The organism is Vibrio sp. 99-70-13A1 (assembly GCF_013114625.1).
GTDB lineage: Bacteria > Pseudomonadota > Gammaproteobacteria > Enterobacterales > Vibrionaceae > Vibrio.
Map to the genome: position 1 here is coordinate 1 of NZ_VTXD01000095.1, position 1180 is coordinate 1180.

The following is a 1180-nucleotide window of genomic DNA, read 5'->3' on the forward strand; positions in this document are numbered from 1 at the left end:
TTCAGCACACAAAAGTCCATTTTCAAAATGAGCTTCCGCTAACTTACCAAATTTTCTTGATTCTTCCATGACAACAACCTCCTTGATGCCTAACGCCCAATTAACTTGCGCAGCAACGCAATACAAAGGCTCTGCATTGCGCCTTAATCACTGAAATAGATTAGGAGTAAAACTGCCACGCGTTGTAAATCAGGTTAAATTGTTTGTTAGCTATTTTTATTGCAAATGAAGTCACCGATACAATCTAATATTTTACCGAAAGTGATCACTAACTTTAAAATTTTCACAATCATTGAAATATGACGAGCTAATTCATTAAATTTCATTTTTTCACCTCTTACTTAGTAGATGAAGCAAATATATCAATGAATAAGGAGTACTCTAAATCAACTCATGTAGTGCAAAGCCATTTGCTCTATACGTCCGGAAAGTTTGCTAATTTATATTTAAAATCTTTTAGCAATTTGTCTATAGCGAATATACTTACGCCTAGCTGATCTGCTGCATCTTCCTTGATCTCCATAGCTTGATTTTCAAGCCATCTTTTAACATCTATCGGTTCGATACCCTCTTTATCTGCTTGGTGTTCAAGCAGAGTCTCGCCTCCGAATAATTTAGCAGTTTTGAATTCTCTAATTAAACCTAAATTCATTGATATTGTTTCTGCAATATACATTCTTTCATTGGCTGGGATTTTTAAATGTGCGGCAGCTTTTACTTTTTGTTTTCTACTTCCATCTATAATGGAAGCTATTAAGGGTTTATAAGCAGGAGGAATATCAGCTTTTAAAACAAGTTTAGCAAGTAAAGAGCCATCGCAATAGTCCCATGCATCAACTGATGCAATCCATTCCATCATATCTCGGTTATCAACAGTTCGTCCTAAAAATGGAACTTCATTATTGCTCATAAATCAACCTTAACCTCGAATAATAGCTAACGCCCAATTAAGTTGCAGACCAACGCAAACCTGAACCTAAAGCAACGCACCGATTACACCCAAAATGTTTGGAACTGAAAATGCCACGCGTTGGCTGTCAGCTTGAATTGCTTGTTATGTACGATGTTCCGAAATGAGCTTCCAATCAGTAGCGTTCAATACACTTTTAGGGAGGTAAATATTACGTTTCTGCATAACACCCACTGAATATGAAACCTTTAATACCGACCCTATTTCATA

Annotated in this window: 1 protein-coding gene; it reads right to left on the reverse strand. The window is 36.3% G+C overall.

The window, feature by feature from the left end; all coding sequences use genetic code 11:
• Window positions 1–415: 415 nt before the first annotated feature.
• Window positions 416–910 (reverse strand): hypothetical protein, encoded by a 495-nt coding sequence (locus F0226_RS22335; RefSeq protein WP_171737688.1) that lies wholly within the window; start codon window positions 908–910, stop codon window positions 416–418.
• Between the last annotated feature and the right edge of the window lie 270 nt (window positions 911–1180).